Here is a 23,357-nt window from a genome sequence, read left to right on the forward strand (position 1 = left end):
GCCGACGGCGGGGGACGGCGATGGACCGGCAACTGCGCCAGGCAGCTTCGATGCAGCGTGCTCTGAAACAGACTTACGAAAGGGTTGTACCGAGGATGAAGCGTCCGACACATCGCTGGCTGAGCCACGGATCGCGTCTGCGACGCGACCGCGTTGACGGGCGGAGCGCGCCATGACCGCCTTGCGCGAAGCCATCGACACCACCACGCTGGGCTGGATCAAGCCCGAGCTGGACGAAACCCTGCGTCAGGCGCGGCAGGAGATCGAGGCGTTCGCCGAAGATCCCGCCGACACCTCGCGCATGCGGGTGTGCGCCAGCCATCTGCATCAGGTGCACGGCACCCTGCGCATGGTCGAGCTGTACGCCCCGGCGATGGTCGCCGAGGAAATGGAACGCCTGGCCGTGGCGCTGCAGCAGGGCGCGGTCAACGACCGCGACGAAGCCTGCGCCGCGCTGATGCGCGGCGTGGTGCTGCTGCCCGATTATCTGGAACGCCTGCAGGGCGGCCATCGCGATATTCCGATCGTGCTGCTGCCCTTGCTCAACGAACTGCGCGCCACGCGCGGCGAGTCCGGCCTCAACGAAAGCGTGCTGTTCGCGCCCAACCTCGACCGTCCGCTGCCGGCGCATCTGCCGCCGCCGCTGCCGGTCGGCGCCGCGGGCGGCCGCAACGTCAGCGCGCCGCATCTGGCCTCGCTGCGCGACGCACTGGCCGCATGGCCGGAAGAAGGCGCGCCGGGCAATACCGCGCAATTGGCTTCTGCCATCGACGGCCTGCTGGCCGATGTGGTGCTCGAACCGGTGCGTCGCATGCTGTGGGTGGCCTCCTCGGTCGCCCACGCGCTGCGCGACGGCGCGCTGCCGCCGACCCGCGCGCTGCGTCAGGCGTTCGGCGGAGTCGAGCGCGAAGCCCGGCAGATGCTGGCCGACGACGGCTTCAGCGCGCCGCGCGGCGAGCCCGCGGCCGAGCCCACCCGCCAGTTGCTGTACCACGTCGCCCACAGCGACGGCCGCCATCCGGCGCTGGACGATCTGCGCCAGACCTTCGAACTCGCCGCGCATCTGCCCAGCGAGTCCGAACTCGAACACGCCCGCGGCAGCCTCAGCGGCCGCAATCGCGCCTTGCTCGACACCGTCGCGGCGGCGATCAAGGAAGACCTGCTGCGGGTCAAGGACGCGCTCGACCTGCACCTGCGCACCAACCAGACCGACGCCGGCGAATTGCGCCCGCAGGTCGAGGCGCTGGCGCGGGTCAGCGACACCCTCGGCATGATGGGGCTGGGCATGGCCCGCACCGTGGTGCTGCAGCAGCGCGAGGCCATGAGCGAAATCGCCGAAGGCCGCCGCGCCGCCGACGAGGGCACCCTGCTCGATGTCGCAGGGGCGCTGCTGTACGTGGACGCCTCGCTCGACGACCAGGTCTCGCGCCTGGGCCTGCCCGACGACAAAGCCGAAGAAGATTTGCTGGCCGGCGAAGCGCGCAAGGTGCTCGACGTGGTCGCGCGCGAAGCCATCGCCAACTTCGGCGATGCGCGCCAGTCCTTCGTCGCCTTCGTGGAAACCAAGTGGGACCACGAGGAACTCACCGAAGTCCCGCGCGTGCTCGACGAAGTCGCCGGCGCCCTGCGCATGATCGAGCTGCCGCTGGCGGCCGATTACCTCACCGGCGTGAAGCGCTACACCGAAGTCGAACTGATCGGCCGACGCCGCGTGCCCAGCGGCCAGCAGCTCGACACCCTGGCCGACGCCCTGGCCAGCCTGGAGTACTACCTCGAAGCGCTGCGCGAGCAACGCCCGAACCGCGACGACATCCTCGACATCGCCCGCCAGAGCCTGGAAGCGCTGCGTTACTGGCCGCTGCCGGACGTGGTCCGGGCCGAGCCGCCGACCGAACAAGCGCAAACCGCCGCGTCGCAGGTGTCCGCGCCCGCGGCGCGCGAACCGGTCGCCGGAGCGCCGAAGCCGCAAGTGCCGGTCGCGCCCGATTGGGGCCTGTCGGAGATCGAAGTCCACGCCGCGCCGACCGCCTCCGAGCCGGTCGACGCCGAACACGGCGCCGCCCAGTACGCATCGGCGTTCGAGCCGGAAACCGCGTCGGGCCAGCCGACCGCTGAAGCGGCCGACTTCACCGAGCGAGTGTCCGGCGGTCTGGTCAACACCGCGTTGATGGAGGCCGTGCCGTCCTCGCCGCCGTCGTTCCTCGGCCAGTCCCGGCCGGCTCAGGGCGGTTTCGAGACGGTCGACGACATCGACGATGAAGTGCGGGAAATCTTCCTCGAAGAGTTCGAGGAAGAAATCGCCAACCTCGATCAGCTGCTGCCGGCCTGGCGCGAAGCGCCGGACGATCTGTCGCGCGTGCAGCCGGTGCGCCGCGTATTCCATACCCTCAAGGGCAGCGGCCGCCTGGTCGGCGCGCGCACCTTGGGCGAGTTCAGCTGGAAGGTCGAAAACCTGCTCAACCGCGTGCGCGAGCACGGCCGTCCGGCCAGTCCGGAAGTGATCGACCTGATCGAACACGCGCATCGCGCGCTGCCGGGCTTCTACGCCGCGCTGCGCAACGAAGCGCCGCTCAGCATCGACGTGGCCGGCATCGAAGCGCATGCCGACCTGCTCTCCAGCGGCGAAGAAGCGTTCTATCAGCCGCCGGCTCCGGTGTCGTTGGACGCGCCGAGCGAACCGGTCGCGACCAAGCCGACGATCGACGGTCCGTACGTGCCGGCATCGGTCGATCCGGTGCTGCTGGAAATCCTCGACGGCGAAGTCGCAGGCCATCTGGTCACCATCGAGGCCTGGCTCGCCGCCTCGCAGCTCAAGCGGCAGCCGGCCAGCGATCAGTTGCAGCGCTCCATCCATACCTTGAACGGCGCCTTCGCGATGACCGAAGTGCCGGTCATCACCGACGTGACCGGGCCGACCGAGGTCTACGTCAAGCGTCTGCTCGCCAGCGCCGCGCCGGTCAGCGACGAAGGCATGTCCGCGTTGACCGCGGTCGCCGACGCGATCCGCAGCACCGTCGAAGCCCTGAAGTCGCCGACGCCGCACGTGCCGATGTTCGTCGGCCTGCCCGAGCGCATCGCGATGCTGCGCGACAGCCTGCCCGACGCGCGCTCGCCGATGATCGATGAGGGGTTCGACCTCGACCTCGATGGCCCGAGCGACGGCCAGGATCTGTCCGAGCTCACCGCCACCGATCTGAGCGCGTTCGAAGGCTACGATCTGTCGCGCGAGAGCGAGAGCGGCAACGCCGAAACCTCGACCCCGGCCTCCAACGAGGAAGCCTTCGAGATCAGCCTGGACGTGTTGCCGGGCGACTTCGACGCTCGCAACGTCGGCCCGATGGGGTTGAGCGATTCGACCATAGCCGAACAAGCTCGCGTCAATGCCGAGCGTATCGCCGCCGAGCAGGCCGCCGCCGCACGCATCGCCGCTGAGCAGGCCGAAGCCGAGCGTCAACAGGCCGAGCGTGCGCACGCCGAGCGCGTCGCCGCCGAACAGGCCGAAGCCGCGCGGATCGCCAACGAACAAGCGGAAGTCGCGCGTCGCGAGGCCGAGCGTTTTGCCGCGGAGCAAGCAGAGGCCGCGCGTGTGGAAGCCGAGCGTGTCGCTGCCGAGCGGGTGCAGGCCGAGCGCCTTGCCGCCGAGCAGGCCGAAGCTGCGCGTGTGGAAGCCGAACGCATCGAAGCCGAGCGTCTCGCCGCCGAACAAGCGCAGGCCGAGCGCCTTGCTGCGGAGCAAGCCGAAGCCGCGCGCGTGGACGCCGAGCGCATCGAAGCCGAGCGTCTCGCCGCCGAACAAGCACAGGCCGAGCGCCTTGCTGCGGAGCAGGCCGAAGCCGCGCGCGTGGAAGCCGAACGCGCTGAAGCCGAACGCGCTGAAGCCGAACGTCTCGCCGCCGAACAAGCGCAAGCCGAGCGTCTGGCCGCGGAGCAGGCCGAGGCCGAGCGTCTGGAAACCGAACGCGTCGAGGCCGAGCGCCTTGCCGCCGAGCAGGACGAACGCCTCGCCGCGGAACAAGCCGAAGCAGCGCGTCTGGCAGCCGAACGCCAGGCCGAAGAAGAGCGTCTCGAATACGAGCGTCTGGAAGCGCAATACACGGCCGAGGCCGAAGCCGCACGTCTTGAAGCTGAGCGGATCGCCGCCGAGCGAGCCGAAGCCGAACGTCTGGAGGCCGAACGTCTCGCCGCAGAACAGGCCCAAGCCGAGCGTCTGGAAGCAGAACGTGTCGCCGCCGAGCAGGCCGAAGCCGAGCATGCGGAAGCCGAACGCCTCGCCGCCGAACAGGCCGAATCCGGACGCGCCGAATCCGAACGTGTGGGTGCTGAGTACCTCGAAGCCGCAACCAGCGAGCCGGACGAAATGGTCCAGGCTCACCTCGAGGACGAGGCTGCTCGCGCCGCCGAAGCCGCAGCCAGCGCCGCGGCTCACGCGCACAGCGCCGCGCTCCCGAGCAGCGCCGTCGCCGGTATCTCCGCCGCGCTCGCGGCGGCGTTCGCGCAAGCCTCCAGCGCCGATCCGGATCCGGAAGACGCCTTGGATCTGAGCGAACTCGATCCGGAGCTGGTCGACATCTTCGTCGAAGAAGGCGGCGATCTGCTCGATCATTCCGACGGGGTGTTGGCCCAGCTGCGCGACGCTCCGAACGAGCGCGAACCGCTGGTCGGCCTGCAACGCGATCTGCATACGCTCAAGGGCGGCGCGCGCATGGCCGGCATCATGGCGGTGGGCGAACTCGGCCACGTCATGGAATCGTTGCTCGAAGCGGTGGTCGACCATCGCGTCGAACTCGGCCGCGACGGCATCGTCCTGCTCGAACGCGGTTTCGACCGCCTGCACGCGATGGTCACCCGGGTAGGCGCGCGCAAGGCGATCGCCATGCCGCAGGCGCTGATCGCGATGTTCGACGCGCGTTCGCGCGGCGACACATTGCCGGGCATGATCGAGGGCGAAGCGCTCCTGCCCGCGCAGGCGGTGCACGCGACGGCCGAAGACAGCGGCGCGCTCAAGCCGTTGTCGGCGCCGATCGTCGACCAGCCGTTCTTCGACGAAGACGACATCGGCGTGCGCGCTCCGCAGGAACAGGTGCGCATCCGCGCCGATCTGCTGGATCGACTGGTCAACTACGCCGGCGAAGTGGCGATCTACCGCGCCCGCCTGGAACAGCAGTTGGGCGCGTTCCGCGGCGCGATCGCGGAAATGGCGCAGACCAACCTGCGTATGCGCGATCAGCTGCGCCGCCTGGAAATCGAAACCGAAGCGCAGATCATCGCGCGCTACCAGCGCGAGGGCGTATCGGGCGACCAATCGTTCGATCCGCTGGAACTCGACCGTTTCTCGACCCTGCAGCAGCTCTCGCGCGCGCTGGGCGAATCGGCCGCCGACCAGAACAGCCTGCAGATCACCCTCGACGATCTGACCCGCCAGTACGAAACCTTGCTGCTGCAGCAGTCGCGCGTGAGCTCGGAGCTGCAGGAAGGCCTCATGCGCACGCGCATGGTACCGTTCGATACGCTGCTGCCGCGTCTGCGTCGCGTGGTCCGTCAGGCTTCGACCGAACTGGGCAAGCAGGTCGCGCTGAAGCTGGAAGGCACCCAGGGCGAACTCGACCGCAACGTGCTCGAACGCATGACCGCGCCGCTGGAGCACATGCTCCGCAACGCGGTCGCGCACGGTCTGGAAAAACCCGGCCAGCGCCGCGCCGCGGGCAAGCCCGAAGAAGGCACGGTGCGCATCGCGGTGCGCCGCGAAGGTTCGGAAGTGGTGCTGGAAGTGGCCGACGACGGCGCCGGTCTCGACCGCGCGGCGATCCGTCGCCGCGGCGAGGAACGCGGCCTGGTCCGCACCGACGCGGTGCTGTCGGAAACCGATCTGGACACGCTGATCCTGGAACCGGGCTTCTCCACCGCCGACGAGGTCAGCCGACTGGCCGGCCGCGGCGTCGGCATGGACGTGGTCGCCAGCGAAGTACGTCAGCTCGGCGGCACGCTCGATATTCATTCGACCCCGGGCAAGGGCGTTCACTTCACCCTGCGTCTGCCGCAGACCCTCGCGGTCACCCAGGCGGTGTTCGTGCGCATCGGCGACATCACCTTCGCCGTGCCGATCGCTTCGGTGCGCGGCGTCGGCCGCCTGTCGCGCGAACTGCTCGACGCCGGTGACCTGGCCTACCGCTACGGCGGCGAGGACTACCACGTCCACGACCTGGGCGTACTGGTCGGCCACGCGCCGGCCAAGGCCGAAGGCCAGATGCAGATGCCGCTGCTGCTGATCCGCTCCGGCGATCTGCGCGCCGCGGTCACCATCGATCAGGTCATCGGAAACCGCGAAATCGTGGTCAAGCCGGTCGGCCCGCAGGTGGCGTCGGTGCCGGGCATCTTCGGCGCGACCATCATGGGCGACGGTCGCGTGGTGGTGATCCTCGACATCGCCCCGCTGGTACGCCGCCGCGCCGCGCTGCTGCAGGATTTCGCCCAGAACGCGGCGCCGCCGCCGGCGTCGGTGGAAACCCGCCGCGTGCCGCTGGTGATGGTGGTCGACGATTCGGTGACCATGCGCAAGGTGACCGGCCGCGTGCTGGAGCGCCACAATTTCGAGGTGGTGACGGCGAAGGACGGCATCGACGCGCTCGAGCGCATGGCCGAACGCGTGCCGGATCTGATGCTGCTCGATATCGAAATGCCGCGCATGGACGGCTATGAACTGGCCACCCAGATGAAGGCCGATCCGCATCTGCGCGACGTGCCGATCGTGATGATCACCTCGCGTACCGGCGAAAAACACCGCCAGCGCGCGTTCGAGATCGGCGTGGAGCGCTATCTCGGCAAGCCCTATCAGGAGCCCGAATTGATCCGCAACGTGTTCGAACTGCTTGGAATTTCCCGTAGTCATGGCTGAAGCAGAACGTCGCGTCGTACTGTTGGCGCGGGCCGGCGTGGCCTGCGAGCGCCTGCGTGGGGCGCTGGTCGAGGCCGGCGCGAATCTGGTGCTCGAAGGCGATCCGACCGTGCTCGATCCGGCCGCGCTCGACGCGGCCGATCCGGAAGTGGTCGTGGTCGTGCTCGATCCGGCCGCCGAGGATGCGCTGGACCGATTCGAGAACCTGCTGGTCGATCCGTCGATCGAGGTGATTTTCGAGGAGGCCGAACTGGCCGCTTCGCGCGAAGGCTGGGATGCGGCGCGCTGGGCGCGCCATCTCAGCGCCAAGCTCAACCGCCACGACGACGTATTGCCGCCGGGACGCGAGCCCGAGCCGGAAGCTCCGCCGGTGCTGGTCGCCGAAGGTTTCCAGCGCCCGCTGTCGGAGGCCTCGCCGTTGGCGCAGGAACCGGTGTCGCCCGACATCGAACTGGCGGTGCTGCCTCAGTCCGAGCCGGCCGCTGTCGATTACGGCGACATCGAGGAAATCGAAGCGGTCGAAGCCTTCGAGATCGAGCCGCCGCAAGCCGACTCGCTTCGCACTGCGTCGGCCGCCGGCTCGCTCGCGTTCGACGCGGTGTCCGCCGAGCCCGCATCCGATGCTTCGTCCTTCGCCGCCGCCGAACAGATCGGCGAGTTGGGGCGGGTCGCGCCGATCGGTTCGGCCGGCGATCGCGTCCTCTCCGAGCCGCCGCCGCTGCCGGACGAGGCACGCGAATTCTTCGCCCGTCAGGCGTTGGGCACGGCGCCGCTCGGCGATGAAGACGTGATCGAAATCCAGGCTTATGCGGCCGACGACGACGTCGAGGAACTCACCGCGCAGCCGGTCGTGCAACAAGACGTCGCGTATCGGGACGAGTCCGATTTTGATTTCACCAGCCTGACCTTGGAAGCGGTCGACAACAGTTCGACCGTGCCCGGCCAGCCTCAGCCGTACTCGCAGGACATCGGCGACTGGGTCCAGGCCGAGGTCGGACATACCGATCTGCCGGTCTTGGACGAAACGGGCCTGGGCGATCTGGACGTATGGCGCGCGCCGGCGCCGAATCGGGTGCAGGAACTGGTCGACCTCGATGCGGCGTTCGCCGCCGAAGGCGGGCGCATCGATTTCGACGCCACGCGGCGCGACCCGACGCCGATCGCGCCGATCGAATTCGACGACGGCCACCGCGGCCAGGACGGCGCGGACAGCTTCAAGTTCGAGTCCACCGTGGATTTCGATTCGCACGACGTCAGCGAGCCGTTGGCCGCGCGTACGCCGCCGCCGTCGGTACCCTCGGTGCCGGATTGGTCGTTCAGCGATGAAGCCAGCCTGGTCAGCGCGGCGACCGGACAGAGCGGCGCGCACGGCGGCGCCTCGTTGGGCAAGCACGATCTGGACGAAATCGAACGGCGTATTTCCGGTTTGGAACTGGTCGACGACCGCTTGCCGGCCACGACCCGCAACGGCGCGATCCTGGTGCTGGCCGGCATCGGCGGTCCCGACGCCGTGCGTCAGCTGCTCGGTGCCTTGCCGGAGGATTTCCAACGGCCGGTGCTCGTGCAGCAACGCCTGGACGGCGGCCGTTACGACAAGCTGGTCGCGCAGATGCAGCGCGCGACCTCGGTGCTGGTCAAATTGGCCGAACCCGGTTCGCGCACCATCGCCGGGGTGATCTACATCCTGCCGGCGGGCGTGGGGATCGAGGTGTCCGAAGGCGGCATCCAGTTCGTGGAAGGCGGCGATGTGCTCGAAGCGCTGCCTGCGGCCGACAGCGCGGTATTGCTGTTCAGCGGCGCCGATCCGGCCCAGGTCGATGCGGCGATGAAGCTGTCCGGCCACGGCGCCTTGGTCGCCGGCCAGGCGCCGGACGGTTGCTACGATGCGGCCGCCGCCACCGCGGCGATCGCGCGCGGCGCCGGACAAGGTCAGCCGGCCGAATTGGCGGCCAAGTTGGCGACGCGCTGGTCCAGACCGAATCCGAACTGAGTTCCGGCCGAAACGCCGGTGCTTTGAAACAAGCTGCGCGGCGCGCGATGCGACCCGCGTAGTCCGATCCGAAAGCGGCCGCGGGCAGCGGCCGCGGCGTCTCACTTAATGGCTTCGCCCGTCGAAGCCTCCGCAACAAGCCGCGCGCGTCGCGGCGAGGATCCGCGCGATGTCGAACGAAAATCCAATCAGCGACGCCTCCGACGATGTCACCGCGGCCGGTGCCCAGAACGACATCCGCGGCGTGCTGATCCAGGTCGGCGGCGCGCGTTTGCTGCTGCCCAACGCGACCATCGCCGAGGTGTTGTCGTATGCGCCGCCGGCGCCGATCTCCGGCGTGCCGCGCTGGTTGCTCGGCGAGATACGCTGGCGCGGTTGGACCCTGCCGCTGGTTGCGTTCGGCGAACTGTCCGGCCTGGCCCGCGAGCCCGGCGGCCTGGGCAGCAAGGTGGTCGTGCTCAAGGCGCTCAGCGCGGCGTCGCGACTGCCGTATTTCGCGCTGCTGACCCAGGGCTTCCCGCGTCTGGTCACCGTGGCCGCCGACAGCCTCAGCCGTGACGGCCGCGAAGGCGACGTGCTCCCGCACGGCGTGCAGGCGCGGGTGAAACTCAACGACGATGCCGCGCTGCTGCCCGATCTGGAAGCGGTCGAGGCGATGATCGGCGAAGCGCTCGCGCAAGCGGCTTGAGCGCGGCGCCGCAGCCGGGCGGCGCGATGCCGCAGCCGTCCGCGTCCGCGGTCAAACGCTACGCTTCGGTCGATGCGCTGCGCGGTCTGACCGTCGCGGCGATGCTGCTGGTCAACGATCCCGGCGATTGGAGCCACGTCTACGCGCCGCTGTCGCACGCGCAATGGAACGGGTTCACCCCGACCGATCAAGTATTCCCGATGTTCTTGTTCATCGTCGGCGTGTCGATCGCGCTGGCGATGATGCCGCGTCGCGAGAGCGGCGTGCCCGCGGCCGATCTGTTGCCTCCGGCGTTGTGGCGCGCGTTGCGCATCCTGGGCCTGGGCCTGTTGCTGCACGCGATCGCGATGTGGGTCACGGGCCGGGAATCTCTGCGCCTGCCCGGTGTGTTGCAGCGCATCGGTCTGTGTTTCGCTGCGGCCGCCGCGATCGCCTTATACGTGCCGACACGGGCGCAATGGATCGGGTTCTTCGTTCTGCTGGGCGGTTACGCCGCGCTGCTTGCATCGGGCGGCAGCTACGCGCCGTTCGAGAACATCGCCAGCCGTTTCGATCACGCGCTGTTCGGCGCGCACGTCTACCAGATCGACGCCGCCACCGGCCGCGGGCACGACCCCGAAGGTCTGGTATCCACGCTCGGCGCCCTGGCCACCACCTTGCTGGGCCTGCGCGCGGGCGACTGGCTGCGGCGCGGCGAACTGCGCGCGTTGTGCATCGCCGGACTGGCGTGCCTGATCGCGGGTTGGGCGGTTTCCCAGGCCCAGCCGATCAACAAGAACCTGTGGACGCCGGCCTACGTGCTGTGGTCGAGCGGCTGGTCGTGCTGGATTCTGGCGTTGTTCCATGGACTGATCGACCGTGCCGGTTGGCCGCCGATCGGACGCGCGTTCGGTGTCAACGCGATCACCGCGTACGCCGGTTCGGCGTTGATGTTGTACTTGCTGATCGCAATGGGCTGGTTGGAACCGATCTACCGGTACGGTTTCGCGGACTGGATGACGCCGCGGTTCGGTCCGTATCTGCCGTCGCTGGCCTTCGCGCTGGTGTTCGTCGCACTGTGGTGGGCGGTGGTCAAGCTGCTCGATAAGCGGCGCATCTATTTCAAGATCTGAGCGGCCGCGCGGCGGCCGCCGCACGCGCAAGCAACACTGGCGTTCCTGCGTATGCCTGCACGCGATAAACAGCGTGTCATAAGGCACAGCACCCTCGCGCCCAAAATGAATGCAATGTGATTTACATCACATTTTTCAAAGATCCGCAGGCCAACTGTCGATGCTTCTTTCGACTCCTTGGTCGTGGACACATCGCCAGGTGCTACTTGGCGCGGCCAACGTGCCGGCGCGATTCATCGCGCAACGCGGCTTGCATCCCCGTCGCCATCGCAACGCATCGGTGTCGCCACGGTAGCTGTTTGATTCGACGAGGTTCCTGACCGCGGTCCTCAATCGGGCGCGATGTCGTAGCGTTGCGCGCGGCATCGAAACGACTGTGCGTGCGCGCGGTGCGCCTCACACACCTATTCGATCCCTGATGTGCACGCGTGATGCGGTTTGAGGCTGCATCGCGGTTTTTTCCTGCTGGACAAGTGGGGTGCGTATCGATATCGAGAGCGCGAACTGAAAGTCCGCGATGTGATGTGCAGCGCGCAATTCACCTCGCGAGACCGATGTGCGAGGTAGGGAAGGCAAGGGGAAGGCGAGTGCGGCGCGTCGGCCGCGATCCAGGGCAGGTGGGATCGGCGAACGACGCGCGGCTCGACGCAGGCCGCGGCAGACGTTGGGGAACGAATGCTGCGACCGAACCGTGGGAGCACGGCCGTCGCGATCCGGTCATGAGGGCCGCGACCACCGGGTACTGCGTGAAATCGGCGATGTCGCTTGGAGCATTCGCCAAGCCGACGATCCGACCAGCAATCGAACTCCGGCCAGGCCGGACGAAAAGCAATCACAGGGGAACGATTATGCGGATCAAGAGCATGCTTGCGGGCGCGGTGTCTTTGGCGTTTGCCGGCGCGGCTTGCGCGGAAGCGCCGAGCTACAGCCTGCTGGGCGACTGGCCGGTCAAGCTGGCCACCGATTCGGGCGTGGAGCTCGGCCTCAGGGGCAATCTGAGCTACGACTACAACCGGTTCGGCGACGATCGCCTGCCCAACGGCGGCGAACGCTTCGTCGTCGACGACGCGTGGCGGCGCCAGGAACTCAACGCGTTCTTGCGCAAGCCCGGCGTGTTCGATGTCGCCATCGGTTACGACTTCAAGAGCAAGGTTTGGCTCGACAACTTCCTGCGCCTGTCCAACGAGGTCGGCGGCGACCTGCGCATCGGCCAGTTCAAGACTCCGGTGGGTTACGAAGAAAGCGCGGTCGGTACCACCTCGACCACGTTCCTCGAGCGTTCTCTGCCGGCGAGCATGGTCTACCAGGGGCGCCGTCTGGGCGTCGACTGGACCTACGAAAAATTGGCCGGCTGGTACTTCAACGCCGCGCTCATGACCGGCGGCGACCTGCAGGGCGACAACGACGGCCGGACTTTGGGCGCGCGCGTGGTGTTCAACCCGCTCAAGACCGACAGCGATGTGATTCACCTGGGCGTCGCGGCTTCCAACGAGAAGCACGACGACGATTCGGCGCGGTTGCGCGTGCGTCCGGAGGCGTTCCTGACCGACGTGCGCCTGGTCGACTCCGGCGCGCTGGGCAGGGTCGAAACCGTCGACCGGCTCGGTCTGGAAGCGATCTGGCAACACGGCCCGCTGTTGGTGCAGGGCGAATACCTGCGCATCGACGTCGAGCGCGAAGGCCTGAACGACTACAGCGCCGACGGTTACTACGTCTCCGCCGCGAGGGTGCTGACCGGAGAAAAGCGCAGCTACAAGAGCGCGGCGTTCGGCAACGTAAAGCCGAAACACGGCTACGGCGCGGTGGAACTGGCCGCGCGTTACTCGCATGTCGATCTGGACGATCGCGATGTCTCCTTCGGTGGGCGACAGAGCGATTGGACGGTCGGGGTGAACTGGTACATCGGCCAGCACTTCAAGCTGCAGGCCAACTACGTAATGGTCGACAGCAAGCGGCGCGGCATCGATCTGGATCCGAACATCGCCGAGCTGCGCCTGCAGATCTATTTCTGAAACACGCCGCAACGCGCGACAGCGCCGGTAGTCGCCGGCGGTGCTCACAGGGGGAGCCATCATGCAACAGGCCAAGGGCAGCACGTTCTGGAAGCGATACTTCGTTTTGATCCTGGCGGTGAGCCTGTTTCTGGTCATCGCCGCGTCGTTGATCGGTGCGAGCTTGCTGTTGTCGCAGCAGATCGCGCAAGGCACGCACGCCCGAGACATCGCCGGCGCCGAGCGAAGCGCCTCGCAGATCGTCTTGCGATCGATGCTGGAAATGCAGCAGGACCTCGCGGCCGGCCGGCCGGTCGACCAGGAAACCCGTGACACGCTGAAACAGCGTTCGCAACTGATCGGCAACACCATCACCGTGTTCCGCGACGGCGGGATGCTGCCGGGCGATGAAGACGGCAGCCTGGATCGCGGCATCATCTCGGCGGAAATGGCCGATCTCAACGGCCGAATCGCGAAGATATGGACGCCGTACCAGGCGCATGTGAAACCCTTGCTCGCGGGCAACACGGTCGATGCGGCCGAACTGGCCCGGGCGATCGATTACGGCCGTGGCAACAATACCGAGCTGTTCGGCTTGCTCAATAAACAGGTCGCCGCTTCGCAGGCGATCACCGAAAAGGCCAACCAGCGCTTGAGCACCGCGCAGACCATCGGTGCGGCGTTGATCGTGCTGAACTTCCTGTTCACCGCCTTGGTCGCCTTCCGCCGCCTGTTGGCCGGCGACCGGGCGGTGATCCAGTCGCGCAAACAGACCGACGACATTCTGGCCACGGTGAAGGAAGGCCTGTTCCTGGTGACCGGCGACTTCATGATCGGCAACCAGATGTCGACCTCGTTGTCGCAGATCATGCAGCGCAAAGTCGAGCCGGGCATGAACCTGATCGAGGTGATGCGCCCGATGGTCGCGCCACAGACTCTGGAGGCCACGCGCGACTACCTGGGCCTGCTGTTCGGCAAGCGGGTCAAGGAAAACCTGGTCGCCAGCCTCAATCCGCTGTCGGAAGTTCCGGTGGCCGGTGGCAGCGACGGCCGCGGCCAACCGCAGCCGCGTTATCTCAATTTCCAGTTCAACCGCGTGCAGGAAAGCGAGGGCACGGTCTATCTGCTGGTGACCGTGTCCGATGCGACCGAACGCGTGCGCCTGACCAACGAGATCGCCGCGGCCAAGACCCGCACCCGCGAGGAAATGGAAGGTCTGCTGCGCGTGCTCAGCCGCGAATCCAGCGAAGTGCGCTTCTTCCTGCACCGCATCGGCGTGGTGCTCGAACGGGTCAACGACGATTTGCGCCAGGCCGCCGCGCGCCGCAGCGGAACCGACTACAGCGAACTGGTCAATGCGATCTTCCGCGATGTGCACTCGCTCAAGAGCGAGGCGGCGGCGTTGGGGCTGGAGATGATCGAAGCGCTGGCGCACAACTTCGAAGTCGACCTGATCGGCCTGCGCGATCGCGGCAGCGTCGAGGGCAGCGACATGGTCAAGATGACCGTGCACTTGGACGATATGTTCGAGTGCGTGACGACCATTCGCGAGTTTCTCGACAGGATCAACGGCAGCCGCGACAGCGCCGAACCCCGGGTCAGCGCGGCTTCGCCGTCGCAGCGCGCGGTGGAGGGCTGGCGCGGGCTCGCCGAGCGCATTGCCCGCGAACAGGGCAAGCAGGTGCAGTTGGACATGCAACTGGAAGCCTTCGACCGGGTTCCGGCCGAGCCGCTGAATGCGTTGCGCACGATTGGCCTGCAGCTGCTGCGCAACGCCGTGGCACACGGCATCGAGCCGGTCGAAGAGCGCCGGGCGGTGGCCAAGTCGCCGGTCGGTACCATCAGCTTCCGCAGCGAGGACATCGGCAGCCGCCAGATCGAATTGGTGGCGCGCGACGACGGCCGCGGCATCGACGCCAAGCGCGTGCGCGCCGCGTTGGCCAACTCCGCGCAGTACACGCCGGAGCAGTTGTCCGCGCTCAGCGATCGCGACGCGATCATGAAGATCTTCGAGCCCGGCGTGTCCACCGCCACCGACGGAGGCGATCGCGACTCCGGGCACGGCGTCGGCATGGACCTGGTGATGAAACAGGTGCGCGCGATGTCGGGGACGATCTCGCTGGCGACCAAGGTCGGCGCCTATACCGAATTCCGTATCCGCTTGCCGGTGGCCGAGATCAGGCCCGCCGCCGCGCCCGTCGCTCCGAACGCACCGGTGGATTCCGGCGAGTTCCAGCTCTCTTTCTGACGAGTCCAGACCATGATGAAGCTATTGATCGTCGACGACTCCAATGTGATTCGCCAGCGCATCGCGCGCCTGGCGAACGATACGCGCCTGCCTGGGCTGGAGATCGTCGGTCAGGCGCGCAACGGCGCCGAGGCGCTGAACTTGTTCGTGCGCCACCGTCCCAACGTGGTGACGATGGACTTGACCATGCCCGAACTGGGTGGGGTGGAGTGCACCGAGCAGATCGCCGCCATCGACGAGAACGTCAACATCCTCGTCGTGTCGGCGCTGAGCGATAAAACCACCGCGATCAATGCGCTCAAGAAAGGCGCGCGCGGATTCCTCTACAAACCGTTCACCGACGACCAACTGGTCCAAGCCTTACTGGAGATGCTGCCGCAATGAGCGACCTCAACGAAACCGAGATCAAGGTCTTCATCGATGCGGTGACGAATTACTTCAATCAGCTCACTCATGAGGCGGCGGTGGTGCGCGGGGCCTTCCTCGACGACAACAGCGGGACCGTTCCGGTGTACGACTACAGCGGCCAGATCGCGATCAGCGGGCAGTTCCGCGGCACCATCACCGTGTCGGCGCCGCGCGCGATGATCCGGCATCTGCTGCTGGCGTTGAACGAGAGCGATCAGTCCGACGCCAATCTGCGCGACACCGTCGGTGAACTGGCCAATACCCTGGCCGGAAACGCGCGCAAGCATTTCGGCGGCGACATGGAAATCTCGGTGCCCAAGACCGCGGCCGGGGCGATCAGCAACTCGGGTTCGCGCAAACGGCCTTACGTGATCATGGTGAGTTGGAAAACCTACAGCTCATCGCTGGTGGTCGATATCGAACGACTGGATTGACCGGCCGGCAACGGTTTGCGAAGGCGGTCTCGGCGACGGTGGACCATTGTCGTCGCGCAGCCCCTGATGCGCAGCGACGGGCCGATGCGGTGCCCGTCCCGGGGCCGTCCTTCGCGATCCATGAGGCGGCCGCTTACGGATTGAGCGGCGAACGGGATGGCGCGGCACGCGAACACATGGCGACGCGCTGTGCGGCGTCCGCCGCGCCATGAGCGGCGGCACGCGGACGAGGTGGGAACAGCGACGCGCGCGGCGGTGATGGCGGCACCGGTCGGGTTACGGCCCCCGGCGGTGTCGCCACCATCGCCGCGGACGGCGGGAGGCAGGCATGTTGGATGCGATGACGGCCGCTCGGCGGCGATATCTTGGACTGTTCGGCGCGATCGCCGCGATCATGGTGTGCGTGGCGGTGGTGTGCGCCTCGGCGGCGGTGTTGATCGCGCAAGCCTTGAGCGATGCCGAGCCGTCCGGGTTCGCGCAGCGGGGTTTGTGGATGGTTCTGATCGGCGGCGGATTGTCGCTGCTGTTGGCCGTCGTCTACCTGATCGTCGATCCATTGAGGCGTCTGCGCGCCGAAGACGACGCGCAGGCGTTGTGGCGCGCGCGCGCCGAGGAAGTGCTGCGGGCGATGCCCGACGGGATGTTCCTGATCGATGCCGATTTCATCATCCGAGATCCGGTGTCTCCGGCGTTGCTGCAGGTGTTGCAACGAAAACTATGGCCGGGAATGGACCTGATCGAAGTGCTGCGGCCGATGCTGCCGGCCGAAACCCTGGACGCGGTGCGCGCTTATCTGCGCCTGCTGTTCGGCGATGGCGGACGCGACCGCCGTTTGTCGGCGCGCAATCCCCTGGCCGAAATCGTGTTCGCCGGCCCGCCGTCGCGGCAGACGCAATTGGGTTTTCGCTTCGAGCGGATCGAACGCGACGGCGTCGCCGAGTATCTGTTGGTCTCGGTCAGCGACATCGGCGACCGTCTGCGTCTGAACAAGGAGCTGGCCGGCGCGAAACTGCGCTTGCGAGCCCAGATCGAAGGGCTGGTGCGGGTGCTGGGGCGCGATGGCGCGCAGATTCGCGCCGGCCTGGATCACGGCGTGGCGGTGTTGGAGCGGATCCGCGTGCGGTTGCAGCGTCTGGCGGTGGCGAGCGGCGCGAACGAGCGCGATGCGTCTTATCGGGCCTTGCTCACCGAGGCGCAATTGCTCAAGCGCGAAGCCGGCGAGATCGATCTGGATCTGATCGAGACGCCGGCGCATTGTCTGGAACTGGATCTGACCGAGTTGAGCGACCGCGCGGACTACGGCTACGAGGACGGACAACGTTTGGCCGCGCATGTCGAGCATCTGGGCGAACGCATCGCCACGATGCGCGAGTTGTTGGCGCAGGTCGAACGCAGGACGGCTCCGGCGGCGATGACGCCCGGCCCGCGCAAGGTTTCCGACGATGGCGGTCGGCCCGCGTTGGCCGCGCCTGTGCCAGACGCTACCGGCCTGGCGTCGGCGGCTTCCGCGCGGAGCCACGCGCCGCCTGTGCCCGCGGTTTCGCCAGCCGCAGCGCAAGCAATTGCGGGTGAGGCGGCATCGAAGTCGGCGACAGGATTGGTGAGCGAACCGGTGTCGGTCAGGCCCGCTGCGATGGTTCCCGAACCGATCAGGCACGCTCCGATCGATCCGGTCCCATCGAAGCCGGCGCTGCAACCACCGATCGCGATCGCAACCACTGTCGCCGGTGGGCATGAGCGAGCGGTCGCGTTTCTCGCGCGCATGCAGTCGCGCAGGATGGTGTTGTCGGATGAAGAACCGCAGGCGCGGCCGTCGGCGGGCAATCCGGCCGATGCCGTGAAGTCGGACTCGCGTCTGTCGGCGGCGGCGGGCGATTCGGATCTTGGTTCGAAACTTGTCGCAGCGGATGCCAGCGATGCGAAACCGCCGAAGGACCTGTTCGGACGAACGCAAAGCGATGCCGCAGGCGCGCGCGATCCCGATCCGCCGAGCCCGGCGATCGATGCGCCGCCGCGCTCTCCGCCGTCGGCCCAGGCTTCGGTGCAATCAGCGCAGTCGATGAAGCCTGCCGAACCGGTCGCCACCCAGGATGCGTCGGCCGTCACTCAGACGGACACCTCCATCGCCGAAGCCCCGCGCTTACGCAGCGATGCTCCGACGCCACCGCCGGACGAGGGCACCGGCTCCGAGCGCGTTGCGGCAAGCGCGACGGCGAACGGCGCTTCGTTCGACCGGTCGATCGCTGTCCCGCCGGACGATGGGTGCCGGCTCGGCATCGCCTCGCCCGAAGTCGACGTCGAAGATCCGTTCGGCCTGATTCCCTTGCTGACCCTGTCCGGCGGCGGCGATGCGGTGTTGACGCCGGCCAAGGCGGCGTTCGTCGATTGGGCCGCGCATGCGCGGCGCCTGGCCGGACAACAGGGCAAGTCGGTGCGGGTGGAGGCGGTGTTGGATCTGTTCGAACAACTGCCGGCGCCGACGATGGGAATTCTGCGCGAGGTCGGCCTGGAACTGATCGGCAATGCGGTGACCCACGGGGTCGAGTCCATGTCGATGCGCCGGCGCGTCGGCAAGGATCCGGTCGGCGTGGTGCGGCTGACCTTGAGTCGCGACGAGGCCGGCCCGTGGCAGTTCGGCGTGCGCGACGACGGGCGCGGCATCAACCTGGTGCGTTTGCGTACCGCGTTGCTGCGCGACGGCCGTTATCGAGCCGATGAAGTCGGCCGCATGAGCGAGCGCGATGCGATCTTGAAGGTATTCGAATCCGGCGTGACCACGGCGGTGGCCAACGACGGCAGTGGCAGCCGCGGTCTGGGGCTGCCGATGGTGATGGAGCGGATCCGCGCCCTGCAAGCGCGCATGTCGCTGGCGACCGCGCCTGGAAAATCGAGCGAGTTCCGCATGCGTTGGCCGCAGGCCTGAGCGATCGGCCGTCCGCGCGGCGGCGACACCGCCGCCGCGCAGGCGTCAGGCCAGATCGCCGAAGCGCGCCTGCAAGGCCGCGATCGCCGCCAGCCCGGCGGTTTCGGTGCGCAGGATGCGCGGGCCCAGGCGCAATCCCTGGAAACCCGCATCGCGCAGTTGCTGGCGATCCAGCGGCGACCATCCGCCTTCCGGACCGATCGCCAACAGCACCGGCGTGGCCGCGGCGATCTGCAGCGTGGCGAATGTCAGTTCGCCGTCCGGGTCGAGAATCAGACGCGTACCGCCGGCGGGCAATGCCGCCAGGGTCGCGGTCAGCGAACGCGGCGCGGCGACCTCGGGCACGCGGGCGCGGCCGCTTTGTTCGCAGGCCGAGGCGACCACGCTGCGCCAGTGCGCCAGGCGCTTTTCCGCGCGCGCTTCATCGAGCTTGACCTCGCTGCGCTGCGACCACAGCGGCAGCACCGCGGCGACGCCGAGTTCGGTGGCTTTCTGCAGGATCAGATCCATCTTCTCTCCGCGCGCCACGCCTTGCAGCAGGTGCAAGCCCAGCGGCGATTCGCGCGCGACGTCTTCGGCGGAAAGAATTTCCACGCGCACTTCGCGCTTGCTCACCGCGCTGATCCGGCCGTGATAATCGCGGCCATCGCCGTTGAACAGCACGCAGGCATCGCCGACTTCGTGACGCAACACGCGCGCCAGATGGGTGGCCGGGCCCTCGGGCAACGCGACCTCGGTGCCGGGCGAGAGCGCGGCATCGACGTGGACTCGGGTCAGGCGCATGCGTCGGCCTCCTGCACGGCGTGGTCGATCGCCGCGCGGGTGGTCGCGGCGAGCAGTTGCAAGGCTTCTTCGTCGATCGAGTAGGGCGGCATCCAATACAAGATGTCGCCCAGCGGCCGCAGCAGCACGCCGCGTTCGAGCGCGGCGCGATAGGCGCGCAGGCCGATCCGCGCGGCTGCATCGAACGGTGTGCGTTTGTCGCCGCCGCGGGTGAGTTCGAAGGCGACGATCATGCCGGCCTGGCGCACGTCGGCCACGTGCGGGTGGTCGGCGAAGGCGGCCGCGAGCGCGCTCATGCGCGCCGCGGTTGCGCGGTTGCGCTCGATCACCGCGTCGTCGCGGAAGATGTCCAGGCTGGCCAGCGCCGCCGCGCAGGCCAGCGGATTGCCGGTGTAGCTGTGCGAATGCAGGAAGGCGCGCTCGCGCGAATCGTCGAGGAAACCGTCGTAGATATCCTGCGTGGTCAGCACCGCCGCCAGCGGCAGCGCGCCGCCGGTCAAACCCTTGGACAGGCACAACAGGTCCGGCATGACGCCGGATTGTTCGCTCGCGAACATCGTGCCGGTGCGGCCGAAGCCCACCGCGATCTCGTCGGCGATCAGGAACACGCCGTGCGCGTCGCACAGTTCGCGCGCCAGCTTGAGATACAGCGGATCGTGCATGCGCATGCCGCCGGCGCACTGCACGCGCGGCTCCAGGATCAACGCGCAGACTTCATCGGCATGGCGTGCGAGCAATTCGCGCAAAGCCTGCGCGGCCCGGCGCGCGCGGTCGGCCGGGCTTTCGCCGGGTTCGCACGTATACGCGTCGGGCGAGGGCGCGAAGATCGACTCGGCGAGCAACGGCGCGTAAATCCGCCGATACAGCGGAATATCGCCGACCGCGAGCGCGCCGAGCGTCTCGCCGTGATAGCCGTTTTCCAGGGCGATGAACTTGGTCCGCCCGTCGACGCCGCGGTTGCGGAACCAGTGGAAGGCCATCTTCAGCGCCACCTCGACCCCGGCCGAGCCGTTGTCGGCGTAGAACACCTTGCTCAGCGGCGCGCGGCCTTGTTGGCGCGGCGCGATCGCCAGCAGGCGCTCGGCCAGCTCGACCGCGGGCGGGTGCGAGCAGCCGGCCAGGATCACGTGTTCCAGCGTCTGCGCCTGGGTCGCGATGGCCTGGGCGATGCGCGGCTCGGCATGGCCGAACAGATTGGTCCACCAACTGGAAATCGCATCCAGGTAGCGGCGGCCGTCCTGGCCGATCAGCCAGGGGCCGCGGCCGCTGGCGATCGGCAGCAGGGGCAGGGTGTGGGGGTGTTCGCGCATCTGCGTGCAGGGGTGCCAGAGCACCTTCAGGTCGCGTTCGCGCCAGGAGTCCGCCGCAGCAATGCCCGGCTCTGTTAGCATCTGTGGGTCGTGAGTGATCTCTCGCATCCCCCTATTATCGTGCCTTTCCGCTCCTTGCTCATGCCCGGATCGCTCAGGCTCGGATCGCTGGTGTTTGGAGCGGCGCCATGAGTCGACGGCTGCCGATCATCCACAGCGTCACCGAGCACCAGGCCGGCCCGTACCGGATGGAGTCGCTCGACCTGGAGTTTTCCAACGGCGAGCGTCGCCAGTACGAACGCCTGCACGGGCGCAACCGCACGGCCGGTCCAGGCGCGGTGATCGTCGTGCCGATGCTGGATGCAGACACCGTTCTGTTGGTGCGCGAATACGCCGCGGGCGTGCATCGCTACGAGTTAGGTCTGGTCAAGGGCCGGATCGACGCGGGCGAGAATGCGATCGAGGCGGCCAACCGCGAACTCAAGGAAGAAGCCGGTTACGGTGCGCGTTCACTGACCGTGCTGCGTTCGCTGACCCTGGCGCCCACCTATATGAGCCATCAGGCGCATCTGGTGCTGGCGCGCGATCTGTATCCCGAGCGTCTGCCCGGCGACGAGCCCGAAGAGCTCGAGGTGGTGCCGTTCAAGCTCGACGACCTGCACGAACTGATCCTGCGCGAGGACTTCTCCGAAGGCCGCAGCATTGCCGCGTTGTTCATCGCCCGCGAATGGCTGCGCAACGGCGAGCCGGCGCCGCAGCCGTATCCGACAGCGGGCGCGACCGACGCGCCGGCGCCATGAGCCTGGTCGCGGGCCTAGACGACCGCGCGCTGACCGAGGGCGCGATCGAAATCGCGCGCGCCGCGGCCGCGGCGATCCTGACGGTGTACGACGGCGAATTCGAAGTAGAACGCAAGGCCGATGCCTCGCCGGTGACTGCGGCCGACATGGCCGCGCATCATGTGATCGTCGACGGGCTGGCCCGGCTGACGCCGCAGATTCCGGTGCTGTCGGAGGAATCGGCGGAGATCGGGCTCGAGCAGCGCCGGCAATGGACGCGCCTGTGGTTGGTCGATCCGCTCGACGGCACTCGCGAGTTCGTCAAGCGCAACGGCGAGTTCTCGGTGAATCTGGCTTTGATCGAAGACGGCGTGGCCGTGTTCGGCCTGGTGCTGGCGCCGGTCGGCGGCGCGTTGTGGCATGGCCAGCGCGGCGGCGGCGCTTATCGCCGCGATGGCGATGTGCAAGTGCAGGTGCGCGCGCAGGTGCCGCCCGCGCAACCGCTGCGGGTGGCGGCGAGCCGTTCGCACCACAGCCAGCGCAGCGACGATTTCCTGGTCCGCGCGCACCGCGAGGCGGCCGGCGGAATCCGCATGGTCAGCCTGGGTTCCTCGTTGAAATTCTGCCGCATCGCCGAGGGCGCGCTGGACCTGTATCCACGCTTCGGCCCGACCAGCGAGTGGGACACCGCGGCCGGGCAATGCGTGCTCGAATCGGCCGGCGGCGCGGTGTTGGATCCGAGCGGCCGGCCGTTCCGTTACAACCAGCGCGATCATCTGCTCAACGGCGACTTCATCGCGCTGGGCGATCGCGCGCTGCCGTGGAAGGAATGGCGAGATGGCTGAGGTATTGAATCTGCCGCCGGGCATCGCCGGCTTGCTCGAGATCATGGCGCGCTTGCGCGATCGCGAACGCGGCTGCCCGTGGGACATCGAACAGACCTTCGCCACGATCGCGCCGTACACGATCGAGGAAGCCTACGAAGTCGCCGACGCGATCGATCGCCAGGATCTGGCCGCGCTGAAGGACGAACTCGGCGATCTGCTGCTGCAGGTGGTGTTCCATTCGCGCATGGCGCAGGAACAGGGCGAGTTCGGTTTCGACGAGGTGGTCGCGGCGATCAGCGACAAGATGCTGCGCCGGCATCCGCACGTGTTCGGCGATGCCAGCGTCGAGGACGCCGACGCGCAGACGGTGGCCTGGGAAGAACTCAAGCGCCGCGAGCGCGAGGCCTCGGGCGAGGCCGACACCTCGGCCCTGGCCGGGATCGCGCGCGGCCTGCCGGAATGGCAGCGTGCAGTGAAGCTGCAAAAGCGCGCTGCCACGGTGGGTTTCGATTGGCCCGGCGTGACGCCGGTGATCGCCAAGCTGCACGAGGAAATCGACGAGGTCCGCGCCGAGTTCGATGCCGTCGCCGCCGCGCCGGACGATGCGGCCGCGCGCGACCGGCTGGAGGACGAGATCGGCGACGTGCTGTTCGTCTGCGCCAATCTGGCCCGGCACGGCAAGGTCGACGTCGGCGGCGCGCTGCGCCGCGCCAATCTCAAGTTCGAGCGACGCTTCCGAGCGATGGAGTTGCTGGCCGCGCAGGATGGATTGTCGCTGGCCGAATTGCCGCTGGAAGGGCAGGACGCGTACTGGGACAAGGCCAAGCGGGCCGAGCGCGGCGAGTGAGCGGAGCGCGGGGTTGTGCGGTCCTGCCAATTGCCGGCGACCTGAGCGGAAAGCGTCGGGCCTGAAGGCCCTCCCACAAAAACCTCGAGGCTTCGAAAGAAGGCTTCCTGCAAAACCTTGCAGCT

At 67.8% G+C, this 23,357-nt stretch carries 14 protein-coding genes; 12 read left to right on the forward strand and 2 right to left on the reverse strand.

The features are described from left to right. Positions 1–172: 172 nt before the first annotated feature. The 9 genes from ACTOWJ_RS15905 (at position 173) to ACTOWJ_RS15945 (ending at position 18,686) form a co-directional block, all read left to right on the forward strand. Complete coding sequence (locus tag ACTOWJ_RS15905; protein WP_441335604.1) at positions 173–6,892, forward strand: Hpt domain-containing protein; 6,720 nt, start codon at positions 173–175, stop codon at positions 6,890–6,892. Next, complete coding sequence (locus ACTOWJ_RS15910; RefSeq protein WP_441335605.1) at positions 6,885–8,882, forward strand: chemotaxis protein CheB; 1,998 nt, start codon at positions 6,885–6,887, stop codon at positions 8,880–8,882. The genes ACTOWJ_RS15905 and ACTOWJ_RS15910 overlap by 8 nt, the downstream gene beginning before the upstream one ends. Positions 8,883–9,051: 169 nt before the next feature. Further along, positions 9,052–9,570: a chemotaxis protein CheW gene (locus ACTOWJ_RS15915; protein WP_441335606.1), complete on the forward strand. Its 519-nt coding sequence runs from the start codon at positions 9,052–9,054 to the stop codon at positions 9,568–9,570. Between the two features lie 26 nt (positions 9,571–9,596). Continuing rightward, entirely contained in the window at positions 9,597–10,682 is a 1,086-nt protein-coding gene (locus tag ACTOWJ_RS15920) for an acyltransferase family protein (protein WP_441335607.1), read from the forward strand. A gap of 848 nt (positions 10,683–11,530) precedes the next feature. Continuing rightward, positions 11,531–12,694: an OprO/OprP family phosphate-selective porin gene (locus ACTOWJ_RS15925; RefSeq protein WP_441335608.1), complete on the forward strand. Its 1,164-nt coding sequence runs from the start codon at positions 11,531–11,533 to the stop codon at positions 12,692–12,694. A gap of 61 nt (positions 12,695–12,755) precedes the next feature. After that, positions 12,756–14,921: an ATP-binding protein gene (locus ACTOWJ_RS15930; protein WP_441335609.1), complete on the forward strand. Its 2,166-nt coding sequence runs from the start codon at positions 12,756–12,758 to the stop codon at positions 14,919–14,921. Positions 14,922–14,933: 12 nt separating this feature from the next. Next, complete coding sequence (locus ACTOWJ_RS15935; protein ID WP_441335610.1) at positions 14,934–15,305, forward strand: response regulator; 372 nt, start codon at positions 14,934–14,936, stop codon at positions 15,303–15,305. Then, positions 15,302–15,763 (forward strand): chemotaxis protein CheX, encoded by a 462-nt coding sequence (locus ACTOWJ_RS15940; protein WP_441335611.1) that lies wholly within the window; start codon positions 15,302–15,304, stop codon positions 15,761–15,763. The genes ACTOWJ_RS15935 and ACTOWJ_RS15940 overlap by 4 nt, the downstream gene beginning before the upstream one ends. Before the next feature lie 328 nt (positions 15,764–16,091). Beyond that, on the forward strand, positions 16,092–18,686 hold the full coding sequence (locus ACTOWJ_RS15945) for an ATP-binding protein (protein ID WP_441335612.1): 2,595 nt from the start codon (positions 16,092–16,094) through the stop codon (positions 18,684–18,686). 45 nt (positions 18,687–18,731) lie between these two features. Here the strand turns inward: ACTOWJ_RS15945 and ACTOWJ_RS15950 are convergent, their stop codons facing one another. Both ACTOWJ_RS15950 and bioA read right to left on the reverse strand, forming a co-directional pair. Next, positions 18,732–19,469, reverse strand: coding sequence for a 16S rRNA (uracil(1498)-N(3))-methyltransferase (locus ACTOWJ_RS15950; RefSeq protein WP_441335613.1), 738 nt, complete (start codon positions 19,467–19,469; stop codon positions 18,732–18,734). Then, a complete protein-coding gene (bioA, locus tag ACTOWJ_RS15955; RefSeq protein ID WP_441335614.1) occupies positions 19,460–20,860 on the reverse strand; it encodes an adenosylmethionine--8-amino-7-oxononanoate transaminase in 1,401 nt (466 codons plus the stop codon). The genes ACTOWJ_RS15950 and bioA overlap by 10 nt, the downstream gene beginning before the upstream one ends. A gap of 107 nt (positions 20,861–20,967) precedes the next feature. Here bioA and nudE point away from each other — a divergent pair, with 107 nt between their 5' ends. From nudE to mazG, 3 genes are read left to right on the forward strand one after another with little or no spacing between them, the layout of a single operon-like run. Next, complete coding sequence (gene nudE, locus ACTOWJ_RS15960) at positions 20,968–21,579, forward strand: ADP compounds hydrolase NudE (protein ID WP_441335615.1); 612 nt, start codon at positions 20,968–20,970, stop codon at positions 21,577–21,579. Next, a complete protein-coding gene (cysQ, locus tag ACTOWJ_RS15965; RefSeq protein WP_441335616.1) occupies positions 21,576–22,403 on the forward strand; it encodes a 3'(2'),5'-bisphosphate nucleotidase CysQ in 828 nt (275 codons plus the stop codon). The genes nudE and cysQ overlap by 4 nt, the downstream gene beginning before the upstream one ends. After that, complete coding sequence (mazG, locus tag ACTOWJ_RS15970) at positions 22,396–23,232, forward strand: nucleoside triphosphate pyrophosphohydrolase (RefSeq protein WP_441335617.1); 837 nt, start codon at positions 22,396–22,398, stop codon at positions 23,230–23,232. Before cysQ ends, mazG begins: the two co-directional genes overlap by 8 nt. Positions 23,233–23,357 lie beyond the last annotated feature (125 nt).

It is taken from the genome of Lysobacter sp. CA199 (assembly GCF_052078715.1).
GTDB lineage: Bacteria > Pseudomonadota > Gammaproteobacteria > Xanthomonadales > Xanthomonadaceae > Lysobacter.

Coding starts and splice junctions, on each gene's coding strand:
- ACTOWJ_RS15905 (WP_441335604.1), top strand. CDS start 173: ATGACCGCCTTGCGCGAAGCCATCGACACCACCACGCTGGGCTGGATC.
- ACTOWJ_RS15910 (WP_441335605.1), top strand. CDS start 6,885: ATGGCTGAAGCAGAACGTCGCGTCGTACTGTTGGCGCGGGCCGGCGTG.
- ACTOWJ_RS15915 (WP_441335606.1), top strand. CDS start 9,052: ATGTCGAACGAAAATCCAATCAGCGACGCCTCCGACGATGTCACCGCG.
- ACTOWJ_RS15920 (WP_441335607.1), top strand. CDS start 9,597: ATGCCGCAGCCGTCCGCGTCCGCGGTCAAACGCTACGCTTCGGTCGAT.
- ACTOWJ_RS15925 (WP_441335608.1), top strand. CDS start 11,531: ATGCGGATCAAGAGCATGCTTGCGGGCGCGGTGTCTTTGGCGTTTGCC.
- ACTOWJ_RS15930 (WP_441335609.1), top strand. CDS start 12,756: ATGCAACAGGCCAAGGGCAGCACGTTCTGGAAGCGATACTTCGTTTTG.
- ACTOWJ_RS15935 (WP_441335610.1), top strand. CDS start 14,934: ATGATGAAGCTATTGATCGTCGACGACTCCAATGTGATTCGCCAGCGC.
- ACTOWJ_RS15940 (WP_441335611.1), top strand. CDS start 15,302: ATGAGCGACCTCAACGAAACCGAGATCAAGGTCTTCATCGATGCGGTG.
- ACTOWJ_RS15945 (WP_441335612.1), top strand. CDS start 16,092: ATGTTGGATGCGATGACGGCCGCTCGGCGGCGATATCTTGGACTGTTC.
- ACTOWJ_RS15950 (WP_441335613.1), bottom strand. CDS start 19,469: ATGCGCCTGACCCGAGTCCACGTCGATGCCGCGCTCTCGCCCGGCACC.
- bioA (WP_441335614.1), bottom strand. CDS start 20,860: ATGCTAACAGAGCCGGGCATTGCTGCGGCGGACTCCTGGCGCGAACGC.
- nudE (WP_441335615.1), top strand. CDS start 20,968: ATGAGTCGACGGCTGCCGATCATCCACAGCGTCACCGAGCACCAGGCC.
- cysQ (WP_441335616.1), top strand. CDS start 21,576: ATGAGCCTGGTCGCGGGCCTAGACGACCGCGCGCTGACCGAGGGCGCG.
- mazG (WP_441335617.1), top strand. CDS start 22,396: ATGGCTGAGGTATTGAATCTGCCGCCGGGCATCGCCGGCTTGCTCGAG.